This window comes from Microbulbifer sp. TB1203, from assembly GCF_030997045.1.
Taxonomy (GTDB): domain Bacteria; phylum Pseudomonadota; class Gammaproteobacteria; order Pseudomonadales; family Cellvibrionaceae; genus Microbulbifer.
In genome coordinates, this window is sequence record NZ_CP116899.1 from 1,657,762 (window position 1) to 1,675,269 (window position 17,508).

19 protein-coding genes are annotated in these 17,508 nt (G+C 52.2%); all 19 read left to right on the plus strand.

Annotated elements, in window-relative coordinates; genetic code table 11:
- Positions 1-231 precede the first annotated feature (231 nt).
- The 19 genes from PP263_RS07045 (at position 232) to PP263_RS07135 (ending at position 17,475) form a co-directional block, all read left to right on the plus strand.
- Positions 232-681, plus strand: coding sequence for a hypothetical protein (locus PP263_RS07045; protein ID WP_308367665.1), 450 nt, complete (start codon positions 232-234; stop codon positions 679-681).
- Positions 682-856: 175 nt separating this feature from the next.
- Complete coding sequence (locus PP263_RS07050) at positions 857-2,413, plus strand: IS1182 family transposase (RefSeq protein WP_308367666.1); 1,557 nt, start codon at positions 857-859, stop codon at positions 2,411-2,413.
- 1,005 nt (positions 2,414-3,418) lie between these two features.
- Complete coding sequence (locus tag PP263_RS07055) at positions 3,419-5,179, plus strand: RICIN domain-containing protein (protein ID WP_308367667.1); 1,761 nt, start codon at positions 3,419-3,421, stop codon at positions 5,177-5,179.
- 1,301 nt (positions 5,180-6,480) lie between these two features.
- On the plus strand, positions 6,481-7,668 hold the full coding sequence (locus PP263_RS07060; protein ID WP_308367668.1) for an NAD(P)/FAD-dependent oxidoreductase: 1,188 nt from the start codon (positions 6,481-6,483) through the stop codon (positions 7,666-7,668).
- Positions 7,669-7,931: 263 nt separating this feature from the next.
- Positions 7,932-8,360, plus strand: a complete 429-nt coding sequence (locus PP263_RS07065) for an SgcJ/EcaC family oxidoreductase (RefSeq protein WP_308367670.1) — start codon at positions 7,932-7,934, stop codon at positions 8,358-8,360.
- A gap of 376 nt (positions 8,361-8,736) precedes the next feature.
- Complete coding sequence (locus PP263_RS07070; RefSeq protein ID WP_308367671.1) at positions 8,737-9,147, plus strand: hypothetical protein; 411 nt, start codon at positions 8,737-8,739, stop codon at positions 9,145-9,147.
- A gap of 106 nt (positions 9,148-9,253) precedes the next feature.
- Complete coding sequence (locus PP263_RS07075) at positions 9,254-9,685, plus strand: hypothetical protein (RefSeq protein ID WP_308367672.1); 432 nt, start codon at positions 9,254-9,256, stop codon at positions 9,683-9,685.
- The gene (locus PP263_RS07080; protein ID WP_308367674.1) at positions 9,682-10,122 is read left to right on the plus strand and encodes an aldo/keto reductase; all 441 of its coding nucleotides are present in this window, start codon (positions 9,682-9,684) and stop codon (positions 10,120-10,122) included. The genes PP263_RS07075 and PP263_RS07080 overlap by 4 nt, the downstream gene beginning before the upstream one ends.
- Before the next feature lie 35 nt (positions 10,123-10,157).
- Entirely contained in the window at positions 10,158-10,334 is a 177-nt protein-coding gene (locus PP263_RS07085) for a hypothetical protein (RefSeq protein WP_308367675.1), read from the plus strand.
- The gene (locus PP263_RS07090; RefSeq protein WP_308367676.1) at positions 10,331-10,480 is read left to right on the plus strand and encodes a hypothetical protein; all 150 of its coding nucleotides are present in this window, start codon (positions 10,331-10,333) and stop codon (positions 10,478-10,480) included. Before PP263_RS07085 ends, PP263_RS07090 begins: the two co-directional genes overlap by 4 nt.
- 177 nt (positions 10,481-10,657) lie before the next feature.
- Positions 10,658-11,230: a hypothetical protein gene (locus PP263_RS07095; RefSeq protein ID WP_308367677.1), complete on the plus strand. Its 573-nt coding sequence runs from the start codon at positions 10,658-10,660 to the stop codon at positions 11,228-11,230.
- A gap of 391 nt (positions 11,231-11,621) precedes the next feature.
- A complete protein-coding gene (locus tag PP263_RS07100) occupies positions 11,622-12,068 on the plus strand; it encodes a YdeI/OmpD-associated family protein (protein ID WP_308367678.1) in 447 nt (148 codons plus the stop codon).
- The gene (locus PP263_RS07105; RefSeq protein ID WP_308367679.1) at positions 12,061-12,519 is read left to right on the plus strand and encodes a nuclear transport factor 2 family protein; all 459 of its coding nucleotides are present in this window, start codon (positions 12,061-12,063) and stop codon (positions 12,517-12,519) included. Before PP263_RS07100 ends, PP263_RS07105 begins: the two co-directional genes overlap by 8 nt.
- A gap of 78 nt (positions 12,520-12,597) precedes the next feature.
- Positions 12,598-13,641 (plus strand): family 43 glycosylhydrolase, encoded by a 1,044-nt coding sequence (locus PP263_RS07110; RefSeq protein WP_308367681.1) that lies wholly within the window; start codon positions 12,598-12,600, stop codon positions 13,639-13,641.
- 62 nt (positions 13,642-13,703) lie between these two features.
- The gene (ybaK, locus tag PP263_RS07115) at positions 13,704-14,174 is read left to right on the plus strand and encodes a Cys-tRNA(Pro) deacylase (protein ID WP_308367682.1); all 471 of its coding nucleotides are present in this window, start codon (positions 13,704-13,706) and stop codon (positions 14,172-14,174) included.
- 333 nt (positions 14,175-14,507) lie between these two features.
- The gene (locus tag PP263_RS07120; RefSeq protein ID WP_308367683.1) at positions 14,508-14,762 is read left to right on the plus strand and encodes a YciI family protein; all 255 of its coding nucleotides are present in this window, start codon (positions 14,508-14,510) and stop codon (positions 14,760-14,762) included.
- A 96-nt stretch (positions 14,763-14,858) separates the two neighbouring features.
- A complete protein-coding gene (locus tag PP263_RS07125) occupies positions 14,859-15,641 on the plus strand; it encodes an alpha/beta hydrolase (RefSeq protein WP_308367684.1) in 783 nt (260 codons plus the stop codon).
- A 120-nt stretch (positions 15,642-15,761) separates the two neighbouring features.
- The gene (locus tag PP263_RS07130) at positions 15,762-16,307 is read left to right on the plus strand and encodes a hypothetical protein (RefSeq protein ID WP_308367686.1); all 546 of its coding nucleotides are present in this window, start codon (positions 15,762-15,764) and stop codon (positions 16,305-16,307) included.
- 316 nt (positions 16,308-16,623) lie between these two features.
- Complete coding sequence (locus PP263_RS07135) at positions 16,624-17,475, plus strand: DUF6544 family protein (protein ID WP_308367687.1); 852 nt, start codon at positions 16,624-16,626, stop codon at positions 17,473-17,475.
- The last annotated feature ends 33 nt before the right edge of the window (positions 17,476-17,508 follow it).

A 17,508-nucleotide genomic window follows, 5' to 3' on the forward strand; every position in this document is an offset into this window, starting at 1 on the left:
TCGCGCAAAATGCGCACAAAGTAAGCTGCGGCTGAGCGCGGCGTTCAGGCTGTAGAAAAACTCGAGCACTTCTTGAAGTAGCAAATTTTTCGTGCGGAGAGTGCTCTGAAATGCTTTTCGCCATACAAAACAGGTCCAGAATTCACGTAGGAGCGCGATTTTCTGGGCAAAATATAACCAGAACGAAAGGCCGGAGTTTTTCTACAGCCTCGTTAGGTGCCCATTGAGAGCATGAAGAAAATATCCGGATCAACATTCTATTTTAAGAAATTATTTCCTTCTCTATGGTTTGGATTTTTGGCCATATTTCTTTTTACTTCATTGGTGTCTGGAGCGGCAAAGGAGTCATTATTGTCTCTTTCTGTGCCCATCATTATGGCCATTTTCGGGGTTGTCCTTTTTAAAGATCTGGTTTGGGATTTAGCGGACGAGGTTTTCGATGAGGGAGATTCTTTGCTGTTTCGAAAAGGGGGTAAAGAACAAAGAGTTTATCTCAACGAAGTTATCAACGTTAGCTATGTTAAGATGAGTTCTCCAGAGAAAATAGTTATACAAGTTAGATCCAATGGGGCTATAGGAAAAGAGTTAGCCTTTAATCCCCCAATAAGGCTCAATCCTTTTTCCAAAAACCCTATAGCCGAGGAGTTAATTGATAGAGTGGATCGTGCCAGAAACACCTAACGAGTCGATGCAAGGGATAGCTTACAATATGCACCTTTTTATGCGGTCGCTGCCCTCCCATTTTTCACAAAAAGGTGCATATTGTAAACTGCCCCTGATCTCGGCGTTCAGGCTGTAGAAAAACTCTTAAAACCCAGCGTTTTTTGGTAAAATTTGACCCTCAAAGGGAGGGGATATGCCAAATTTCAGAAAATACAGCTACAGCCAGGACGCCATGGTCGTCATTAACTTCGAAGACCAACTCCAGCCTGCCACTTTCGAGTTCACTCTCCACCGTTTGATCGACGGGCATATCGACCTCTCCCCCTTCTACGACAAATACAGCAATGATCAGGGCGGCAGAGCCGCTTACGATCCAGCGATTCTGCTCAAGATCATCCTGTTTGCCTACGCCAAAGGCATCACCTCCAGCCGCGAGATCCAGTGGCAATGTGAAAACAACATCATCTTCAAAGCCCTTTCCTGCGACACCGTCCCCCACTTCACCAGTATCGCGAGCTTTGTCAGCGGCTACCCCGACGCCATTGAGTCTGTCTTCGAGCAGGTACTGCTTGTCTGCGACCAGCAGGGCCTACTGGGCAATGAACTCTTTGCCATTGACGGCTGCAAGATGCCCTCAGACGCCTCCAAAGAGCATTCCGGCACTTTCAAAGAACTGGAACAGAAGCGAGACAAAATCCAGAAGAAGATCCGGCATTGCATCGAAGAGCACAAACGGCTCGACGGGCGAAAGCCCAAAGAGCGAGACCGAAAGAAGCAGCTCGCCCAGGCCACTGAAACCCTCCAAAAGCACTTCGACAAGATTGATCAGTTCCTAAAGACGGCAACCCCAAGGAAGGGGCAAGGAAAGAACCAGAAAGAAGTAAAGAGCAACATCACCGATAACGAATCCGCCAAAATGACCACCAGCAAAGGCACAATACAGGGCTACAACGGTATTGCCGCCGTCGATAAGGAACACCAGATCATTGTCGAAGCCCAGGCCTTTGGCTCCGGCCAGGAACAGCATACGTTGAAGTCGATTCTGGACGGTATCAGAAAGCGGTATCGTGATACCGGAATCCATGACGATATCCTCAAAAGTCAGGTAATCGTAACCGCAGATACCGGGTTCTCCAGTGAGGAGAATAATGATTATCTCCGTAAAGAGAACATCAACGCCTACATCCCTGACAATAAGTTCCGATCCAGAGACAAAGCTTTCTCTAAGCAGAAAAAGAAGTACGGTAAGCGGAATCAGTACAATGCCAAAGGCCAGAAGAAGATCATCCCGGCCAGCGAATTTCAAATCGATGCCAAGAACAAGATCTGTATCTGTCCGGCCGGAAAGTCTCTTTGGTTCGTTGGTGAATCTCGACCTGTCAAAGGTAAAAGAAAGCTGGTCTTTGAAGGTAACCTGACCGACTGTCGCAGCTGCCAACTGAAAGACCAGTGTATGCGCAATCCAAGTGCCGCCGACACAAGGGAGGGGCACGGTCGCCAGGTCTCGATTACAGTGACCAATGGCCACACCGCGACAGATTGGATGAAGCGACGCATCGACAGCCAGGAAGGAAAGGTGATCTACGGGCACCGAATGTCCGTGGTGGAGCCGGTATTTGGCAATACAGGCACCAACAAGGGCCTAAATCGATTCACGTTACGCGGCCTGGACAAGGTCCAGGGGCAATGGCGGATGTTCTGTTTGGTGCATAACATTGAAAAGCTGATGAATTATGGAGCGATTCACTGAGCCAGAAGGCTCTTGGCGAAGCCTCTCTATTGACTGCGCAGATTGGATGACTATGTGAAAGGACTGTGTTTTAATCGGGCTCAATGATCAATCAAAATATGGCTGGAAGAGCTGATTCTCCGAAATAGTTTTTCTACAGCCTCGTTAGTTGCTTAACGCCTCCTGGTACCTAACAGCACGACCTGCTGGACCGAAACTACTCTTCCACTGCGGCGTTCATCAAACGCACCATCAAGAAGGCCTGACGAACGATACCTGTACTTCCGGTTGAACCGATTCGTCAACGCATGACTACATTGAAAACACCCTTCCATTAACGCGCGCCACTTTCGCCGCCGATGCCGGCGTTGTCGAACTTGATATGCACCCCACCGCCGCCGGCTGTTTTTCGGTAAGCAATACCGAGCACTAAGCGCCAAACGCAGAAATGGATACCAGAATGATCGTTATGGCCTTGAGTGGACTGTGCACAAAAATCAAAAGATCAAAAGATCAAAAGATCAAAAGATCGGAGGGGGTTATCTGCCGGTTGGCGCTTATGTCATAAATTTCCATGTGAATGGCACAAGAAACCTAACCTGCAATTGGTGTGAGTCGAGATACTGCATAGCATGGCGGATTTTTCATGCGTTGCCTAGCACAAAACTTGCCTAATTTTAATGATTTATGCGCATTATCGGAATTTTTCCAAGTTCTAGAACTCATGCGTAGTTTGAAAATCTTGTCTGGGCTGATTATGGTATGGTCATATTATATTAGATATTATCTGTCTTCCTATCTTAGGAACCTCTGAATAAGTCCATTTCGTCACTCCGGCGAAGGCCGGAGTCCAGAGAAGTCACCGTCCTCTGGACTCCGGCCTTCGCCGGAATGACGATGTTCAGAGGTTCCCTTAGTGAAATCTAGTTTTTTTGTACGGTTGTACTAAATAAAAACATTCATCAACGGGTTTTGTCCGCTTAAGGCGTGTGTTGTCTAACCCCTGACAAAAGCGAGAAGCATATTATGATTAGAAATATAATCTGGCGGCTGGGAACGCTGATAGTTTTACTTTCATGTAATCAACTAAGTTGGGCCATTAATGATGGAATCTATACCATCACGTCCAAATACAGTGAAAAGTTGGTAGAGGTGGGTTCCGCCGATACCGCCAATGGGGCAAACGTTAGTCAATGGTCTGCAAATGGAGGCGCCACCCAGCAGTGGAAAATTTCTAATGTAGGGGGCGATGACTATTCCGTCGTTAACGTGAATAGTGGGAAGGCCATGGAGGTGTACGACTTCAGCACCGCAGATGGTGGCAATGTGACCCAGTGGGAATACTGGGGGGGTGAATCACAAACGTGGACTATCACTGATCAGGGTGATAGCTATTTTAGTTTTATCAATAAACACAGTGGCAAAAGTCTCGACCTGTTAGATTGGGATACCTCTGATGGCGCAAACATTGCGCAGTGGGAATGGTGGGGTGGCGACACCCAACTGTGGGCACTTGATCTTGTCGGGGGCAACAACCCCAACCCAACAAGTGTGACGTTTGAAGAGCAAGGTGGCTTTTGTGACGTGGATGGTAGTGTCGACACAAATCACTCCGGCTTCAACGGTAACGGTTTTGCTAACACTGACAACAACACCGGTACGGGGATCACCTGGAAAGTCGAGATTGGTCAGGCCGGCAGCTACATTTTGCAATGGCGCTATGCTAATGGTGGTGCGAATGGACGTTCTGCTGATGTGCTTATTGATGGTGAGCTTCAATACACCGGACTAACTCAGGCCACCACAGGTGGATGGACAGCCTGGAGTAACAGCGAAACGGTCGAATTGTGGCTGGACCAAGGCAGCCACACAATTCGTCTGCAGGCTACTACTGCTGAGGGACTGGGCAATATCGATAGCTTGACCGTAACTGGCAGCGCCGTCAGCGTCGGTGATTGTTCCGGCTCCGGCGGTGTGAAGAACCCCCCGGAAAAGAGCGCGGGTTGCGGCAACCCCCTATCGCTTACGAACGGTAGGAACACCATTATTAGCAGTGGTATAGAGCGCGAATACTTTGTCACCCTTCCCTCTAATTACGATCCTAATGAACCTTACCGCTTGTTTTACGTTTCGCACGGTTTAGGTGGGGTTGGCGAACATGTCTATGATACTGACTTCTTAAACTGGTTTGGCTTAAGGACCCAGGCGCTCAGGGATAATGTCCCGGCGATTTGGATCGCGCCGACAGCCATCGATCGGTGGGATCAACGCGATCATCCTTTATTTGATGACATCACTAATTTCGTAAAAAATAGCCTGTGTGTCGATACCACGCGGGTATTCGTCTCGGGCATGAGCTTCGGGGGGATGATCTCTTATTCACTGTCCACCAATCATCAGGGCGTAATTCGCGCAGGTTTCGGGATGTCTCCCGCGAACTTCAATATTTGGTTGCCTAACCCAAAACGCACTGAACCCATCGCCTGGATGCAGACAACCGGCATGGCCGACTCCATCACGCCTTGGGATGCTGGCGGCGGACGCGGTGCGAAGTACATCGCTTTGGAGAAAGCGCGCGATAACGGATGTAACGTGCCAAACGACATTGAAACCTGGGTTCCAGGAAGTCCCTCCCAGCATTTATGCGTTAATATGGAAGGCTGTGATGAGGGTTATCCCGTGAAAGTCTGCACCTTCGACGGAGGTCACATTCACGACCATCGGGAGCCCGGCGCGGCTGAATCCTGGATTCCCGCAGAGGCTTGGGATTTCTTTATGCAGTTCTGACCAAGCGAATAGGATCGACCTGTGAAGTTGATCGCTTTGACTATTGAAATAGCCCTGGCCATTTGGTCGAGGCTATTTCAAATGTGAAATATGAATAGCTGAGAATGAAATTTGTCCGCGATCCGGCGGAATCATAATATGGCCCTAAGTAGGCGGAGCGAAGAGCGGGCACCCAGCGGATGTCTAACTTGCTAAGTTGTGCGGGTTGCCATAGTTTACTCGGTGGTTTGGTGGCTGTTGTGAACTCCAACCGTTTGTTCTAGGATACAGGCCACTCTATACACATTTTATGCGATTCGCTACGCTCACATTTTCCCATAAAATAAGCATGAAGCGTGCCTACCTCTAAACTCAGCGCCATGCGCCTAGCGGTTTCGTTATTGGCAAACAAAGGATAATAAATAGCTTATGGCCTTTTCAGAATATTTCGCCTGGGCTGGGGCCGCTGTACTATTCGGAGTCATATTTTTTTACCAAATATTTGGCAGGGCAGATTCTAGGTACAAATATGGAAAAATATTTGGCCTTCCGAGTGTTACATTTGGAAACGGCTCAGCAGTAATTCCTCGAAGGGTACTTATTTATACATTTGGATTGGCAACAATATCTTTTATTGTTGCCATAGTTTTGTACGCTTATGGGTACTAGCAGAGTGCCGGTCACACGTAACAGATGGCTGTTGTCACCCTTCCAAGGTCGGGATGGCCTTTCCGCTGCTCCCCAGATCCAAGTCCACCCAAAAGCCGGACGTTATTTGTTACGAAAAGTGATCAAATTGCCACTTTTTGCGATAGTTACTTTTTTGGTTTTTGGGTGTTCCCACTCCAGTAGCAAGGTAACTATTAAGTATCGTGAGCCAAACTCGAACTGTAATCGGTTGGGTTTCATCTCCGGGTCAGGCCGAGATAAGTTTGAGTCGCTAAGAGAGGCCAAACTGAAAACGGCAAAGCTTGGTGGGAATGTTTTAGTTGAATTCTTAAAAGACGAATTGTACATAGGCATCCGGCATACTGTAAGAGGAATCTACTATGGAACCGCATTCTACTGTGTGTCGGATCGCGAATAATCATTCGCTTCAGGAACGGCCAATACTATGTATTTTTGTGCGGGGAAGCTACGCCCTATTTTCGCGCCAAAGGCACATAGTACTGTAGACTCAGCCCGTGGTACCCAATAACGAAATTTTTGGGAATCAATGCACCGCCACCAGTTCTAGCTACATTTAATCAGATAAGGGCGGATTTCCAGCCCGCCCCTCCCTACCACCGTACGCGCGAGACCACATAGGAACGTTTGTCGATGTGAGCCAACTCAATAACGGAGAGAAATTGAGCTCAGAGAGCGAAGGCTATCAGGTTATCATCGTAGGTGCCGGCCCGGTGGGGCTCAGTCTGGCCCTGATGTTGGCCCTGAAGAACTACAGGGTACTGGTACTGGAAAAAGAAGTGGGCACGGCGAAGCATTCCCGCGCGCCGGCCATCTGGCCCAGAACTCAGGAAATCCTGGCAGATCTGGGCGTGATGGATCGGTTCACAGAGAGAGGTATCCTGAAGCCCTCTCTGGAGATCTATGACGTGGATCGCGACACTTGCCTGTTCCGGGCGCCCCTGGAGTCCCTGTCGGATCAAACCCGCTTTCCCTGGTTGCTGATAATTCCCCAGGCCCGCACCGAGTCGTTATTGCTGGAGGCGTTGGAACAACAATCCTCCGCCACCATCCGTTTTTCGTCCGAGGTCACTGAACTCGATCAGCGGGACGGATGCGTTGAGGTGCATTTTACTGCCCCGGCGGGCGAGTCGGTGGCGTCAGGGGACATACTGGTCGGTTGTGACGGGGCCCACAGTTTTGTGCGCCACGCCATAGGGGCTCACCAGGAAGGCTTGACCTATGCCATGCAGGCGGCGCTGGCGGACGTTCGAATCAGTGACAGTACAGCTTTACATTCTCCCCGCCTGACCACAACGCCGGGAATCGCTGTCGGCATTCGAATCGAGGCGGATACCTGGCGACTGATCCTGCCATTTGCCAAAAGTGACTCGATCTCACTGGAGCGGCGAGTCGAAGAGGCGGTGGAGAATCTGTTTCATCGTTCGGATTGGGAGCCGGTCTGGCGTAGCGAATTTCGGCTCCACCGTCGCATCAGCTCTGTGTTCAGTCGCGGCCGTGTTGTGTTGGCCGGCGACGCGGCTCACCTGAATAGTCCGGTGGGTGGTCAGGGTATGAACGCCGGCATTCAGGACGCGTCGCGTCTGGCGCCCGCCATTGAACAAGCGTTGCGATCCAATCCGGAGGAAACATTGCAGGCGTACGGCGACAGCCGAAGGGCTCAGATTGCCCAGGGTGTGAACCGTGTGACGGATATCATGACCCGCGTTCTTCTGGCCAAGCAGGGCCGTTTTATACGCTTGGCGCTGTCCGGCGCCAACCTGGCGCTGCGTGTTCCCGGTTTGCGGAAGAAAATGCTGCGACGCATGGCCATGTTGGACTGATATGTCTCTTCGTGGCCTCACGCTAAAGTAGATCTTGTCGCTGGTTTAATACCTAAATACGGAATCAAAACAGCGTGATTATCGTCATTCCGGCGAAGGCCGGAATCCAGGGCACGGTGATTTTCTCTGGACTCCGGCCTTCGCCGGAGTGACGAATTGGATTTATTCAGAGGCGCCCTAAGGAGGTTTTCCCCGCGCCTGTCGATTTTTGTATGTCGCCCGACTATAAGCTCCTACTCCCTATCCAAGAAAAGGCAATTGCCATGAGCCTGACCCCAGACAGAACCGAAATCGAGGCAATATTCCAGCGTCTTGCCAAGGCCCTTGCCGAGCGGGATGCCGGTGCCATTGTCGCGCTCTATGCTCCGAATGCAGTGATTTACGATCTCGCACCCCCGCTGGGGCGTCGCGGTATAGATCGCCACAGAGTTTCGGAGTGGCTCGCGACCTGGGATGGGCCCATCCGTATTGATGTTCGCGACCTCGATCTTACCATCGATGGCGATCTGGCGTTCGCAACGGCGTTGAATAGAATGCGCGGCCTCCAGGGTGGTGCAGAACAGGACCTTTGGTTCCGCTCCACCACCTGTTTTTGCAAAGCAGATGGGCGATGGCGCATCGTTCACGAGCACACCTCTGTACCCTTCTATATGGACGGGAGCGATCAGGCCGCGCTTGATCTTGAGCCTTAGCGAGCAGGATCGGGGTACCACAAGTCATCTATATCAGCCTGCCGATCGCCGATGTGAACTGGACTGCCAAGTGCCCCTTGCGCTTCGAGTGGGAGCAAAGAGCGAGTGAACGTGTTGATGAAAAGGGCACCGTTGCATAGAAGACGCGAACAGTGGGGTCCAGAAGTCACGATTTCATGTACGATCGTACCACCTGGTTTGGCCAGACATATCCGGGATTTGTGCTGAAAGGAAGCGGACAGATACTTCAATAGTGCAGCTATAGGCAGCTCCCTCCGATAAGCCGGGGCTGGGTTCGCCGTTACCGTGGCGGAGCGGCCCCAAGTTCGCTAGAGTGTCCGACAGAAAAACAACAATCTGGAAAGGAGCCCGCCCCATGAACGATCAGGTTCATCCTCCCGTTAAACAAATCAATCCCTACCTGTTGCTGTTCGTCGGCATCGCCATGTGCTCAGTGCCGCTGGTGTTTATTGGCAGGTTTCCCGAGCAATTTGCCGCGGCGCAGCTGCCCCTGTCCCTGTTTATGGCGCTGGGGGCGGGCCTGGTGGGTGCGGCCATTCCTGGCGCCATTCAGCTGAAACTGCCGGGGGATGTGATCACCGTGACGTCGGACAGGCCGCGCCCACTGATGGACCAGTCGCCCAAGCTGAAAGGGCTGCGCTACGACTTCGGCAACCAGATTGCCGAGGCTTCTCCCGATACAAGATTAAAAGTGGAAAAGGTCAAGGTGGTGGGACTGGGCAAGGTATGGGCGCAGGTGCAGCCCTACAGTGAGAATCGTGGCTAGCAGCAGTGCGGTGCACTTCGGGCTCAAACGCCCGACAGTCGCTTGGGCCGGGATTCAATGGCACTAATCAAACAGTTCAACCTGCAAAGACAACAGAACACCCTCAATGCGATCCTCCTCCATGCGACCCGCGACGGAACAGGCCTCGAACGCCTGGATCACCTTTCTCGCACATCTGCTGTTTATCCTGGCGGCCTGGACGGTTTTTATCAAATACCTGTTTCCGATCGGCTTTGCGCTGGCCAACGGGGAACCCTGGACAAGCCATATCTACTGGGACCTGTGGCCGCTGGCACATGTCTGGATGGGCTGGGCACTGCTGGCGCGCCCGCGGTATACGCGCGCACTCGCGATCGGCATGTCGGTCGTCGAGATCATCATCATCAGCATGCTATTCGCCCGCTTCCTCTCTGACCCCGAATGGTCCATCTGGCGCACCAACTGGTTTGTCAACAAGGTGTTCGTGCTGGCATGCTTTGTCCTGGTTCTGATCACTGCCCTGAGCCGGCCCGAAACCCTGAAAGCGCGCCCGCTATGAAAAATCGCCTCACTCGCAGACAAACCCTCCAGCTAATCGGCACCGCTGCCGCACTTCCGCCCGGCCCGCTGCTCGCCGGCCCTGCAGAGCGGCATAAAAAGCCGATCCCCGGAACGGAACAGCGGCTCCCGGTGATCGGCATGGGCACCTGGCGCACTTTCAACGTCGGCAGCGACCCGCTGTTGCTTGACGCGCGCACCGAGGTGGTACGGGCATTTTTCCAGCACGGCGGCGGCCTGATCGATTCCTCTCCCATGTATGGTTCCGCGCCCGACGTGATGGGTTATGCCCTGAAGCATCTCGGAAAACCCGCCAGCCTGTTTTCAGCCGAGAAGGTCTGGAGCCCGGGGCCGGCGGTTCAGCGCGGGAGCAGGTGGCTGAGCTGGCTGGACGCTGAGGCGTACAACGCTTCGACCTGGTACAGGTACACAACCTGACTGATTGGCGCGAACACCTGGCGACGCTCCGGGATATGAAGGCCGAGGGGAAAATCGGCTACATCGGCATTACCACCTCGCACGGCCGCCGGCACCGCGAGTTCGAGGAGATCATGGCTTCCGAGGGTATCGACTTCGCCCAGCTCACCTACAACATTACGCACCGCGAGGTGGAAAGTTGCCGCTGGCGAAGGAAAGAGGTATCGCCGTGATCGCCAACCGGCCCTACGATGGCGGAAGGCTGACCCTGCTGGTGCTGGGCGCACCCTTGGCAATCCCGCTATTTACCCTACTGGCCGCGGGCGTGATCGGGCTGATCTGGAAAAGCAATACACCTATAGATAGCTTCCTCGGGTAAGCCAGGGCGGACTTTCCGTCACCGTAGCGGACCAGCCCCAGATTCGCTAGAGTGTCCGGCAGAAAAACAACTATAAGGAAAGGACGCCACCCCATGAACGACCAGGTTCACCTTTCCGCAGGGAGAATCTCGGCTAGCAGTAATCAATAAAACAAAATAATCTCTTGGAGAGACAACATGCATGGTTTGAATAGAAAATTTCTACGAAATCCCCAGAAATTTTTAGATCAATATATAATTCTTATGCCGAGTATCGATAAAGGTTCATGGCGGTTTTCTTCAGGCCTTCAAACCTTCGACCTTCGCAGGGATAATCGAAACATCTTTGGCCGCAAGTGTTGTCTTTTAACTACTATGGAACGAAGAGATAAAGATGTCGGAATGTTTACAAACCCTATTTATGGCAACTGGATTCCAATTAACTCCTCAGGAAGCTTTACAGCCTGTAATATAGTGGCGAATCGCGCTCCCTATTTTATTTTCACGGAGCAATTGGGCGGGTGCTCCATTGGAATTTTAAACACGAATTCACCAAATACGGTGTTTGCCCATGACCCCAACCCAAATAAAAACAAGCTGAGCGACTATCAATTAACACTATCTGCAAAGCAGTATGACCCGAAGGAGAATGATATAAATACGTCGGGGGTTTGTTGGTGGGACGGCGTTCAATGGAATATAGGATTCTGTGTTACTTATGATTCAAGTGGGTTTTATCAACAAATAGGACAAGATAATTACACACAATAAAATTGTCTCCAGACGATAGGATATAATGTCTCCAGGAAAACAGTCCTATTAATGCTAGAGAACCTCTGAACAGCCCATTTCGTCACTCCGACGATGGCCGGAGCCAAAGAAATCAACATCCCCTGGATTTCGGCCTTCGCCAGAATGACGATGTTCAGAGGTTTCCTGGCGAATAAAAGGCCTATATGCCTTAACTCGATATGATCCGAATACACACATTCGAAACTTCTTCCGCATTCCGAAAGAGGTTAAAAGTTAACCGCAAAGCTGAGCCAGAACTGTGGTCGGATCTTCAAGAAGGGCTCTGAACAGAATGGCGCAAAGTTAAGGCCCGAGGCGGTGGTTGAGGCACTGCGCTGGGGCTGGATCGATGGGATCAAGCAGCCATTGGATGACGAAGCTTATCTCCAGCGCTTCACCCCGCGCCGGAAGGGCGGCAACTGGTCAAAACTTAACCGCACAGGCGGAGCGGCTTATTGCGGAAGGAAGGATGCAGGAGCCGGGCATGGAGCGGGTGCGCGCAGCCCGGTCAGATGACCGCTGGGAGGCCGCCTATGCCCTGGGGAGCGAGATGATGGTTCCCGGTGACTTCTTGATGGCCTGGGAGAAGCACCCCGGTGCGAAGGTATTCTTCAAGACGCAGAGTGGGCAGAATGTCTATACCATTGCCTATCGCCCCCAGACGACAAGTAAGCCGGAAACACAGCAGAAGCGATTTGAGAAGTTCTTCACAATGCTTCAGAATGGCGAAAAAGTCGGAATTCAGGTAAAGAGTTCAGATAAATGGATTTCGGTGTTCGCCGGGATTCCAATGCCGAGGAATTTGTCCCATGTATAAGGCGCTTCCCCTTATTTCCGTTCTACTGCTGCCCACAGCCCTGTTTGCCGGCGAATCGGACGATATGGCGGCAATCAGGCAGGCTGCGTTGGACTACATCGAATCCCAGCACAATGTCTCTCCAGACAGAATGGAGACTGCCATTCACAAGCAGCTTGCCAAAAGAACCTACTGGAAACGGCAGGATCAGGATGAGTTTGTAATGGAGACCGATTACGACACTATGGTCAAGGTTGCGGAGACCTACAATAAGAACGGAGACAGCTTCCCCGAGAAGCCTCGCAAGGAGATTGAAATACTGGATATCGATGGCAGGGTTGCCTCGGTCAAGTTGACCGCAGACGACTGGATCGATTACATGCACCTCTTTAAAAACGACAACGGTGAGTGGAAGATAATCAATGTTTTATGGCAATATCACGATAAAGCAAAGCATATAAGCAGACAATAAGCCAAATTTTGCAATGGAAACAACCCAGGACTTCCGGATACCAAGAAAGAGATCAGCTATACAACCATGAGTATCCTTATGAATTATCCTGTCAGTAGCATCAATCCTGGAAAAACAATAATGAATCGGTTTCTTTTTAAATCTGCATTACTACCCCTCTTATTAGGTTCTTCGATGTGCTTTGCACAAAATCCACTCGATTTTGGCAGTAATATACGAACAGCCGATCCATCGGGTCATGTCTGGGCCGATGGTAGAATGTACCTATACACCTCTCATGATGAAGAGTGCCAGGAAGATTTCTACATGAAGGACTGGTATACCTTTTCATCTGACGATCTCGTCAACTGGACAAATCATGGCCCCAGCCTATCGGTGGATCAGCTCTCCTGGGCGGATAATTATGCCTGGGCACCGGATGCAGCCTATAAGAATGGTAAATACTACCTGGTGTTTCCTGCCGGGACAGGCATGAAGGACCGGAAGAACCCGAAAAACAGCACAAAGTGGATGGGGATTGGCGTTGCGGTAAGCGATTCGCCAACAGGGCCTTTCAAGGATGCGATTGGCGGACCGCTGTGGAAAGACCCCTATGCGAACGATCCCAGTCTTTTCATCGATGACGACGGCAAGGCTTATTTGTATTTTCACGGCACCAATAGCGATTATTATGTCGCGGAAATGGCGGATGACCTACTCAGCGTAAAGGGCGACTTTTATAAAATGGATATGGGCGGTTATGAGCCCAAGATGGAAGGCCCGTGGGTGTTTAAACGAAACGGCATTTACTATTTCACCATGCCGGAAAACAACAGAACCCTGACCTATTACATGGCGAAATCACCAAAAGGCCCCTGGAAATATCAGGGTGCTATTATGGATGAAGAAGCCAGCAGTAATAATCATCACTCGATTGTTGAATTTAAAGGGCAGTGGATTTTGTTTTATCACCGCTGGTTGGACACCCCTGAGTCAAGCTGTAAAAAGAAACAGCGGCACGTTGCTGCGGAATACCTCTATTTTAATGACGACGGCACAATCCAAAAAGTCGAAAGGACCGCTCAAGGGGTTAGTGACTTTGCCAGTAAAATAGAAAAACCTAACGCTAGTCACGCGCAATAAAAGCACCTGTATAATGCATTATTTCTGGCGATATAGGGATGTACGCCAGAAGGGCAGAAAAAATGACCCCAGGAATTCTTGCCGCCAAGAAAAGTAAGATCAATTACAGGGTACATGAATATCCTCATGATCCATCCAGTGAATCCTATGGCCTGGAGGCCGCCGAGAAGCTGAGCGTTGCTGAAGAAAGAGTTTTCAAGACACTGGTTGTAAGCCTTGACGGAAGAGAGCTGGCGGTGTGTGTTATCCCTGTTTCCTCGATGCTGAGCATGAAACTTGTCGCGAAAGCCGCTGGCGCAAAGAAGGCCGCTATGGCAGACAAAGCCGATGTGGAACGCTCGACCGGGTATGTTCTGGGCGGTGTCAGCCCTCTCGGCCAGAAAAAGCGCCTCCGGACCATTATCGATAGCTCAGCCAGGAATCACCCCACTATCTATGTCAGTGCCGGCCGCAGGGGGCTGGAAATAGAGTTGAATCCGGAGGATTTGAACAGACTGATCAATGGCGTGTTTGCTAAAATATGTCAGTCGTAACGCCGTTTTTTACGGTGTTTAAGCTAAGTATGGAGCCAAGGAGAGGTGTGTATGGATGAATCCATTGTTCCCGGCAGCTGTCTTTGCGGGGAGGTGACCTGAGATGAGATTAATCCGCCCTTCCATAAAATGGTCCACTGTCATTGTTCCCGCTGCCGTAAGGCCACGGCCAGGTGAGTGTTACTTCACCCTGAGAAATAGTCATTCTAAACGTTTGTAAACGGTCGTCATATCCGCGCGCCGAATAACCTGGATCATGGTAAAGTGAGCCCTCAAATAGCGCTTCCTGGCGCGGGCTCAACCGATGCCTTACACCACAATAGAGGAAAACAAATGTCTCGGTACCTTGTCACGGCCTTCCGCACCCCGCAATTCGACCCATTGGTGATCGACGAACACCGCGCCTTCCTGGACAGCCTCAGGGAGCAGGGGAAACTGGAGCTCGCCGGCCCCTTCACAGACCAGTCCGGTGGCGCCTACCTGATCAAAGCCGAGAACCTGGAGGAAGCCGAGGCCCTGGCATTCAGCGATCCGGTACACACCTCAAAGTCTTCGATTGTTGCGGTTTACGAGTGGAACGCAAAGTAAGCGAATGCCAACCTCCAGGCTGGAGAAGGAGCCTCCATGGCACCCGCTTCTTTAAAGAAGAGGTCCAGAGCGCAGACAATACACCGGGGAATTCAGTTGGCCTTTCTGCTGTGGTCGATGATCTCGCTCTCGTGGCTTGCGAATTCCGTGCGGACTCAGAATGTTGCCGATGAACTGCTCCGCAGCAGCAATGACGTGACAGTCCTGCACCGGACAACCACATTGGACTTCCTGCCCCGAAAGCGGCATGCCGCGTCGGCACTGGTATTCATTTGCGGCTCCGGTATCCACCCAGAGGCATACGCTCCTCTTTTGCGTCCAATTGCCGATTTGGGATATCCGGTATTCACTATCAAATTGCCCTACCGCTTCGCTCCGCTGGATTCCCATAAGAGTCAGGCTGTAACCAGAGCAAGGAAAGTGATTTCCGGTCATCCGGAAATTACCCATTGGGTAATAGCCGGTCATTCTCTGGGCGGGGCATTGGCGGCACGCGTTGCCCGCACAACTGGAGGGTTGCATACCGCATTCGTTTTGATTGGCACCACACACCCGAAAGAGGACGACCTGACGGGAATTGATGCTCCTTTTACAAAAATTTACGCCACTAATGATGGTGTTGCTCCGGTTGATCGAGTCATGGCTTCCAGGGCCCTTTTGCCAAAAGAGACGAACTGGGTCCGGATACCGGGAGGAAATCATTCCCAGTTCGGGCACTATGGGCATCAGCTTTTCGATGGCGAGGCGACGATTACCCGGGAGGCGCAGCAGGCAATTACACGTGAGGCTCTTCTCGAAGCATTGAGAGGGAAAGCTATTGCTACGCAGCCGTTCTTGCATCCTGGGCAAAAAAACTTGTCGCCGCAAATGTCACCCTGAACAGTTTCTCCTCCGAATAAATTCAGGATTTCCGGATGTCGGCGTCTCCCGCCTTCGATGTGGCCAGAATTCGCCTATTCTGTACCTAATCTTTTCCCGACAACCTCAAGTATTCCAATTATGTCCATCGCCACTCTGCTTCGAGAACTCGCAACATACCTGCTGCTGGTGGCATTGATACTGGCAGCAACGGCCTGCCACCGCAACGACGACAGCTCCCGAGTGAGCACACCGGGGCCCGAACAGGACTCGTATGCCTTTGAGCCAACAGCCCAGTCCAGCCAGGTGCAGTGGATTTTGCCGACCAATATGGATGCCTATCGACAACAGATGACCGACTTTGCCCAGACCGGCGGTGCAGACCCTTTTCCAGGTATTCCCATGGTACGCAAGCCCCTGGATCTCCAAGGCAGTGTGGAAGAGCGCGCCCGCTCACTGGCGCACAAGACTGCCGCCGCGGTACTGGAGAACCGCCCCGGGGCAACCGAGATTGTTCAGTTCCAGCTCCAGGGCAGCACCGCCTATATCCAGTTCGGTATGGATGTGGATGGCTGGGCGGGGGTTTCCGTGGCAATAGCGATGGTGCATCCACTGGTCGCTCTGAATCTGAAGCAATTCCCGCAGATAGATGCGGTGCGTTTCGAGGCGCCGCCAGGGGAAAATTAAACCGCCCCGGCGCCATCACCACAGGGAGGGGAGCGTCCGCAGCTGCTTTCAGGCAAGATACTGCAGGAGAAGCGAAGATTAGCGAAATGTCACCTGAGCCCCGGCGATGTCGACCGGTGGCGGAGGCAATCAGGAAAGTTCAATATACTAATAAGGCGGAAGGGAAGGATACTCCTCTCCGGGACCGTATGAGGCAGGGATGCCGATTACGAGCGTACAGGGATGTATTTAAGGGGGGCGCCCAGTCCGTGTCCCGGGAGAGGAGTATCCTGCCCTTCCGACCCGGTAGCAACCCGGACATTCCGGGGAATAGTTTATGGATCTAACTGTCATCCTTGTAATCATTGCGATCAGCTCACTGGCGGCGGCCGTTGTATATGGCACCTCCCGCTGGGAGGCGAGCACCCGGAAACTGCGTGCCCGTCTCGAAGCAGGCGCCCTGCCGGTCGCCCCGGCAATCGTCGATTTTCGCGAACTCAAGGGACTGCCGGTGCCGGTGCAGCGCTATTTCCGGACGGTGCTCAAGGAGGGCCAACCGATGGTCAGCGGTGTCCTTATGCGACATCGGGGAACCTTCAATATGGGTGAAACAGCGGACCGCTGGAAACCGTTTTCTTCCGACCAGCAGGTGATCACCCGGAGGCCGGGTTTCCACTGGGATGGCAAGATTGCAATAACCCCCGGCTTCCCGGCCCGCGTGTATGACGCTTATATCGGCGGCGAAGGTATCCTGCATGCCGCCTTGCTCGGCTTGTTTACCGTAGCCGATCTGCGCGGCACACACGAAATCGCGGAAGGCGAACTCATGCGTTTCTTCGCCGAGGCGGCGTGGTATCCAACCGCCTTGCTCCCTAGCCAGGGAGTTCGCTGGGAGCCGGTCGATGAGCGTTCCGCGCAGGCCACACTGTTCGACGGCACGGCTGCCCCGACGTTGCTGTTCCGCTTCAACGATGCCGGTGTAATCGAGACAGTACATGCAGAAGCCCGCGGCCGTACCCTGAGGAATCAGGTTGTTCCGACACCCTGGCAGGGGCATTTCTGGAACTATCGAGAGCGCAAGGGCATGCGGGTGCCGCTCAATAGCGAGGGGGCCTGGTTGCTGCCCGAGGGCACAAAGCCATACTGGCGCGGGCATATCACCAATATCACCTATAACTTTGCGGGGTAAAGGAAAGGGTAAGGGAATGCAATACCCCGCACA